Annotated in this window: 5 protein-coding genes and 2 pseudogenes; 2 read left to right on the top strand and 5 right to left on the bottom strand. The window is 51.6% G+C overall.

Features of this window, described 5'->3' with window-relative positions:
- Window positions 1-854: nucleoside-diphosphate sugar epimerase/dehydratase (locus BK658_RS29675; protein WP_148049754.1), on the bottom strand; the 854-nt coding region annotated here is incomplete at its 3' end.
- Between the two features lie 52 nt (window positions 855-906).
- Complete coding sequence (locus BK658_RS29670; protein WP_123585406.1) at window positions 907-1,920, bottom strand: MraY family glycosyltransferase; 1,014 nt, start codon at window positions 1,918-1,920, stop codon at window positions 907-909.
- A 160-nt stretch (window positions 1,921-2,080) separates the two neighbouring features.
- On the opposite strand from BK658_RS29670, the pseudogene BK658_RS29665 reads away from it, so the two are divergent.
- Window positions 2,081-2,307 (top strand): annotated as a pseudogene (locus BK658_RS29665) (transposase domain-containing protein); the annotation flags it as partial.
- Between the two features lie 922 nt (window positions 2,308-3,229).
- Here BK658_RS29665 and BK658_RS29660 read toward each other — a convergent pair.
- The gene (locus BK658_RS29660) at window positions 3,230-4,639 is read right to left on the bottom strand and encodes an O-antigen ligase family protein (protein ID WP_185019929.1); all 1,410 of its coding nucleotides are present in this window, start codon (window positions 4,637-4,639) and stop codon (window positions 3,230-3,232) included.
- A gap of 284 nt (window positions 4,640-4,923) precedes the next feature.
- Here BK658_RS29660 and BK658_RS29885 point away from each other — a divergent pair, with 284 nt between their 5' ends.
- Window positions 4,924-5,139 carry a hypothetical protein gene (locus tag BK658_RS29885; RefSeq protein WP_148049753.1) on the top strand — a complete coding sequence of 72 codons (216 nt, stop codon included), beginning with the start codon at window positions 4,924-4,926 and terminating at the stop codon, window positions 5,137-5,139.
- Here the strand turns inward: BK658_RS29885 and BK658_RS29655 are convergent.
- Together BK658_RS29655 and BK658_RS29650 are read right to left on the bottom strand one after the other, a co-directional pair.
- A pseudogene (locus BK658_RS29655) lies at window positions 5,119-5,773 on the bottom strand (IS3 family transposase); the annotation flags it as partial. The gene BK658_RS29885 and the pseudogene BK658_RS29655 sit on opposite strands and share 21 nt — an antisense overlap.
- Before the next feature lie 41 nt (window positions 5,774-5,814).
- Window positions 5,815-7,008 (bottom strand): UDP-N-acetylglucosamine 4,6-dehydratase family protein (locus BK658_RS29650; protein WP_148049752.1); only part of this gene is annotated, 1,194 nt, incomplete at its 5' end.

The raw sequence follows: 7,008 nt of genomic DNA, 5'->3' as shown, positions 1-7,008 counted from the left end.
GGCACCGCATCGCGGCCAAGCAGGTCCGCGATGTCGACCTCCTGAATGTCATCAACCTTGACCCGACCGCTGGCCAGGTCCATGAAACCCGGCACACTTCGAACGTGCAGCGGAAAACCTTCCAGAAAGCCCAGAATCTCGCGACGACGCCCGCGATTGGCCGAAGGAATCGCCAGCAGGATTTCCTGAGCGCCGGTGGCCTCGATCATGCGTTGAATGTGCTTGGGCTTGTACACCTGCAATCCGGAAATCACCCGATCGGCAATATTCTTGTCGTCATCGATAAAGGCCACCGGACGCATGACCCGCCCCATGCGCAAGGCGGCAACCAGCTGGTTACCGGCGGCACCGGCACCATAAATGGCAACGCGGGGCAATCCATTGTCACGATTGGTGAACGGAACGTGCTGCGCCGCGGTAAACCAGTCACCCAGAAAATACTGGCGCATGGCCAGGCGCAGCCCGCCCACCATGATCAGGCTCAACCACCAATAGTTAAAAATGATCGAGCGTGGTACGACGTTCTGATGGTTACTGTACCAGTACACTACCACCCCGAGAATCAGCGCCGAAAGGCTGACAGCCTTGATAATCGCTATCAGGGCATCATTGCCGAAGTAGCGCATCACTGCCCGGTACAACCCGAAACGGATAAAAAGAGGGATCGCGATAACCGGAGCAGCTATAAATAGCCAAAAGTGTTGAGTAAATGGATTTCTCATTTCGTCGATGCCCAAGCGGACGACGAACGCCATCCACAAGGCGAGCCAAACCAGTAGGAAGTCTGTGATGACTTGCAAAATGCGCTTGTGTCGACGCGGAAGGCTCAACAAATATGCTCGTATTCTATCCATAATCCCGTCGCTCACCTTTGTAATCTATACAACAAAACAACCTTGATAAAAATCAATTATGTACCTGACTCTCCAACTCTCCAGCACGAAACCACACCGCTAAAACCACCAAGGGAACATACGCTACAACCAAGCCGACCAAGCCATCCAGACCGAGCAGCTCAACGTACAAAGCAATCGGCAAAAGCCAAAGTACGTTTATCGCCAACACCGCCAAGGTGACGATCGAATGCGTACCTAATTGACGTGATGCGCACTGGTACGCGTGGCTGCGGTGCGCCTCATAGATCCTCGCCCCCTGCAAAAATCGCCTTATCAATGTGAACGTCGCATCCACGACGAAGACCCCGATCAGAATCAACCACACCCAAAACAGACTCGTGCTGTGCCAGGCTGCCTGTAGCGAAAATACGCCTAATACCATGCCCAGAAAACCACTTCCTGCGTCACCCATAAAAATCCGCGCGGGGGGGAAGTTCCAGTAAAGAAAGCCCAAAACTGACATCGCCAGCAGCAGCGGAGCCCATATTAGGGACTCGTATCCGTGAAGCCAGTAAACCAGGCATGCACCAAGGCAAACCGACACCGCTTCGATACTGGCAATCCCATCAATTCCGTCCATGAAGTTGTACAGGTTCAGCATCCACACCAGGTAGACCGCCGCTAATACGTTTCCCAGCCACCCCAGATTCAGCGAGATACCGAAAATGTACAACTCCGGCATTCCATTGAACCAACAGAGTACCCAGACAGCTCCCGCAAAATGCCCAAGCAAGCGCCAGCGGACAGCTATATGGCTATGGTCATCGACAAAACCAATTATCGCGATACCGCCACCCGCCCCCAGCAAAGCCCAGACAAGCTCCCAGCTCACAACGCCAAACCAGCCAAGAACGGGCAGTACCGCAAAAAAACTCAGAACAATGGCTACGCCACCACTGCGAGGTGTAGGCCTCGAATGAGAGCTACGAGTATTCGGGATATCCATCAGAGCATAACGACGCAGGGCGCCGGTCAAGACCAGGGAAATACCAACTACAACTGGCAACGACAACCAGAGAATCATCGAACAAAGGCGTCCATTAACGACAAACGTGGATAGAAAGCCTCAGTCACCTGCGACTTAAGCGCTTGAACCCCATAAGCCTTTACCAGCAATACAGTTTTCCGGCAATCAAAGGATGAATCATCGCATTCAAAATGACGAAAAAAGGCAGGAATGCACTCTTATCAGTCGCAAGAACTGGCTCTTCAATGATAAGCCCAAGGACGCCGCAGCCAGCGCACAGATCTACAGCCTGGTCAAGACCGCCAAAGCTAACGGCCAGGAGCCCTATTCGTGGCTAAGCCACATGCTGGAGCGACTGCGCCGCACGCATAGTGCGGTGAAAGGTATGAAGTGTTACTCCCCTGGAACTGGGGGGCATCATGTGTATCAATATTGATCATCTGAGTATCGATGTATTAGTGAAAATGAAGTAACTCTGCCACGAATGATCCCCACGCCAGAATGATTTGATTTTACACCCGATCTCACGCGCTGAATGCGCCACCTGTTTTGGATAGGTGGGTTTTATGGGTCAGCTACACTTCGTCTATTTGGATGGACAGTTCAAAGATCTGGATAGTGGTTTGCTGAGCCTGCGGTATGTCGGGACGATCACCGCCAACCTGCTGGCTGTGGAAATGGGTAACGCCAGCAGTAGGATGCAGTCGCGACTTCGACGCGCATGTTGGCCTGGTGCCCAGACAGTAAAGAACCGCCGGCAAGGCGAATTTGCTGGCTCTGATAGTGGCCAATCATAGCTAGTTTGAAGCTGAGGCAAACACCTGAATGCCTGGCCCTGCGGTTGTTGCAGTATCACGACTGCCCCTCCAGGTTTTGCGATAACCGAATAGCGAATGACGTGAACGGCCCTCCAGCCTGGCGAAGAACCTGATCCATAAACCGGCTATATGAAGCCGCTGGTTTTTTTAGAATCGTCAGTCGCGACTCTCATCGTGGTGCGGGGCATGCCCCAGATCGACGCCCGATAGATTTAAGCAAGCCCACCACCTCACCCGCTCATCAGTAGTGCAAAAACGGCGGGGGAACATAGATTCACGGAGCGCTTACTCAGCACTTAGTAACGGCTTGAGCCGTGGCGCTGAAAGGTGCATGCCCGGTTCTTAGGAGGCAGGGCGTGGGTAAGCGCCTCTGGCTACCCGACAAACGCCAGGGACAACGAATCTTGAGCCCTTCAGCATCGTTGGACGCCAACGATGATTGACTGATAAAACTTTGTCCCGCTCTTCCCCACACCGCACGGCCAAATTTTAAAACATGAAAAAAAGCCCGCACTCGGCGGGCTTTAACCAAATCATATGTTCTTTATCTATAGTTTGGCGGTGTGCGATTCGACAAAATTTTTGTAGCCGCTAAGCATGCCAAACAAGAAAAAAGCCAAGGCCCCAGCACTAGGCACTATAAGAATATCCCACGCCAGCGCCATTGGCCCAAATGCCATAAAAACGGCGCCCCAAGCAAAAAAGTACTCTGGTGAGCCATCCGTGCGCGGGCGGGCGGACCAGGCTTCTTTAAAGTTAATTACCAACATAGCAATAAAGGGAACGAAAAATATCAGCCCACCCTTCCAAAGCAACGTTAAGTAATAAATATGCGTTGAAGTATTTTCCACCAATGACCTAGAGTTATCCCCCACTGAATATCGACCATATCCAGAGAATCCATTACCGATAAACGGGCTCTTCAAGACCTCTTTAAATCCTTCGACAGCAAGTTCAACGCGCCCAGTCGCAAATGCGTCAGCCTTTCTCGTAAAACGCTGAACTGTGTCATCAGAGGCAACCTCAGAAGCTTGCCCACCTCCATGCTTAGTAGTTTGTTGCTCAGCAACCACCTCAGAAGAGGCACCAGCCACAATGACATGAGTCTCTACCGGCTCAGAGGTAATTGCTTCTATCGAATCGAGCATCCTGTTCTCATTCATGCCACGAGCATAAGTAATAACCCCCGAGAGCAGGATAGACGCCACCACCAAGCCTACCAGCTTCCAAGAAGAAGGATTCCGAATGGCGTACAAAATAGCTGTGGCCAAAATCCAAACAAGCAACATTTGAGCACTTCTTGAGTCGCTCCCAATAATCAGAAATGAAGAGCAAACCAACCCAACAACAAAACAACAGCGAACGTAGACATTCGAACTGGCACTTATTATCGACCCACACATAATAATAGCCTGAAGACAAATCAGGTGAGCGAGGCTTAACACTCCAAATGACGCAAAAACAGGAACACCCAAAAACTCAGCATTCATTGCAGAGTAGCCAAGAGGTCCCAAATAAATACGAACAGCTTCACCCAATATAAAAATACGCGCAGAAATAACGACTACAAATATAGTTGAGAAAACTGACAACCAAAAAATAATTCTATCAACACCCTCACGCCCCGCAAGAAATCTTCCTAAAAAAAGAAAACCAGGCGCAAACATGACCAACAGCAAAGAAAGCAAGTGCCTTGTTAGCTGACCGTCAGGCGAGAAAGTATTTGCAACAACAACAGAGACCCCGCCTAGTGCTGCGGACAATGCAAAGACAGCACTTATTTTGCTGAACCTTACAAAAAAGGCCAGCGCAATAACTGGAGCCAGTAGGAATGCAGGATTTATATCATACCCCATCAACGAAAACATAACGACAGGAATAGACAATGTTGCCGCAATTACAGGAACTATAAGCTTCCTGAAACCCCCATCCAACAACACATTAGAAGTATTATACATTACTACACTCTTCTTAGAGAACCACATTGATCTTAAGACAACACCAATGCAATATTATTTTCTAACCAGGCACCAAACATCGCATTTAACCGCTAACTAAAGCGCCATATCCAAGCAGGAAAACTATATACCCTTCCTACGGCATACGGCCAACTATGCTACTGCCTGAAGGTAACCGATGACAGTTGCATTCACTAGCCCATATCAACTCCCAATTAGGTACCTGGCCGAAAGCTTCCGTTCATAATGAACGCTCCGCCTCCACGATGCTTGGAATTCTGTTCATGAAGTTCGTGCCATTCCTTTGCGATTTTGAGCTGCAAGCCTTGATGGACGCCTACAGGCAAGGTGAGAAGCTTACTTTGCCCAGTCACGCTCATGCCATTTTGCCCAGTCACAAGGGTTACACCCTCAACCAGATCAGCGACATTCTTGTCATCATCAGTGCAACCGTATCGCTCTGGCTTGTAGTGGTCAACCAATCCAGGACACGACGTTAAATTTTTCTCAGCCAGAGGTAGGACCAGCCCACCGTTAAATTGATGCGGCCGAATCCAGTCGTACCGATGCATCAGATAGTGGCTTATGTCTCGGTGCGCTTCTTAGGCCGTCATTTAGCCAGCAGTCGGTATCCACTCAGTTTTTCAATCTCCTGAACACACGTTTCCTCGGTGCATACCTGGCAGTTTCCAAGGCAACTCATGCTCTGGCGCATGCGATAACGCCAGAGTCGTTGGCGAAACTGTCGGCTGCAATATTGCGAGCTCTAATCCGAATGAAACACCGCTCCCTGATACCTGCCACGCTGCTAGTAAGCCATATCCAGCGCCTTGATGAGCAGATCATTTGGCTTGCTCGACAATGCCCAACCCACAATTCGACGTGCGCAGAGATCCGGGACGACAACCAGGAAGTGCCATTTCCCTGCGCCTAGATGTAGGTGATGTCGCCACACCAGATTTGGTTCGGTGCCGGCACATCAAATTCCCGATTCAATATGTCCGGGATATCAGGTCGCTCGACCGTCACTTGCTTGTAGGCATGTGAGCCTGGTTGTTTGCTGACTAATTTCAACTCCCGTATCAGGCCACGCGCCTTGAATCGCCCGATTTGCTCGCCACCTTCCCGCAACATCAGACCTGGTGCAGTACCTCAGTACAACAGCTTTCGCGCTTTCATGGCTCCAGTCGACGCTGACGATAGATCAAGTCAACAATCTCACCGTCCGGGGCATAGCCACTGACGGTGTCGCGCAGGAGTTGGCGGACCCGCGAATAATCATCCCGCTCAATCGCAGACAGCAACTCCGTCAGCTTGCCCTTGAGCACTTCCCAGGGCAGCAAGTCTTCATTGGCCGTCATGATCATCGGGTGCTGGGTAGCGGCAACGTTGTCACCGATCAACAACTCCTCGTAGAGCTTCTCGCCGGGACGTAGCCCGGTAAACTCGATGGCAATGTCGCCCTGAGGATTTTTGTCCGAACGGACACTCAACCCCGACAAGTGAATCATCTTCTCCGCCAGCTCGACAATCTTCACCGGCTCGCCCATGTCCAGCACAAACACATCACCGCCCTGCCCCATCGAACCAGCCTGTATGACCAGTTGCGCGGCCTCGGGGATGGTCATGAAGTAACGGGTGATTTTCGGATGTGTGACCGTCAGCGGGCCGCCCGACTTGATCTGCTTATGGAACAGCGGAATCACCGAACCGGAAGACCCGAGCACATTGCCGAATCGCACCATGGTAAACCGGGTTTTATTAACCCGGGACACGTTGGTCTTGTCACCAAACATCACCGGCGCCAGCTCGCGGCTCAAGGCCTGCAACGTCAGCTCCGCCAACCGCTTGGTACTGCCCATGACATTGGTGGGACGAACAGCCTTGTCAGTCGAAATCAACACGAAGTTTGCTACACCGGCCTGCAGGGCGGCCTGCGCGGTATTCAGCGTACCGATCACATTGTTCAGTACACCTTCGGCAATATTGTGCTCGACCATCGGCACGTGCTTGTAAGCCGCCGCGTGATACACCGTATCCACATGCCAGGTTTTCATCACGTCCAGCAGTTTGTCCTGGTTGCGCACCGAACCGAGGATCGGCAACAGACGAACCGATAGCGACTCACGGGTAATACGCTGCTCAAGTTCCGACAGAATGCTGTAAAGATTGAACTCACTGTGCTCGAACAACAACAGCGTGGTCGGCTTCAACGCCAGGATCTGGCGGCAAAGCTCAGAACCGATAGAACCGCCCGCCCCCGTGACCAGAACCGACTGATCCTTGATGCAATGCTCAAGCAAATCGCCCTGTGCCGGCACCGCATCGCGGCCAAGCAGGTCCGCGATGTCGACCTCCTGAATGTCATC

Source organism: Pseudomonas brassicacearum, assembly GCF_003732175.1.
Lineage (GTDB): Bacteria > Pseudomonadota > Gammaproteobacteria > Pseudomonadales > Pseudomonadaceae > Aquipseudomonas > Aquipseudomonas brassicacearum_G.
This window is presented reverse-complemented; position numbering and strand designations above follow the sequence as displayed.

What these genes read in the sequence shown, in the direction of transcription:
- BK658_RS29885 (WP_148049753.1), top strand. Translation starts at nt 4,924, where the DNA reads ATGAAGTTCGTGCCATTCCTTTGCGATTTTGAGCTGCAAGCCTTGATG.
- BK658_RS29670 (WP_123585406.1), bottom strand. Translation starts at nt 1,920, where the DNA reads ATGATTCTCTGGTTGTCGTTGCCAGTTGTAGTTGGTATTTCCCTGGTC.
- BK658_RS29660 (WP_185019929.1), bottom strand. Translation starts at nt 4,639, where the DNA reads ATGTATAATACTTCTAATGTGTTGTTGGATGGGGGTTTCAGGAAGCTT.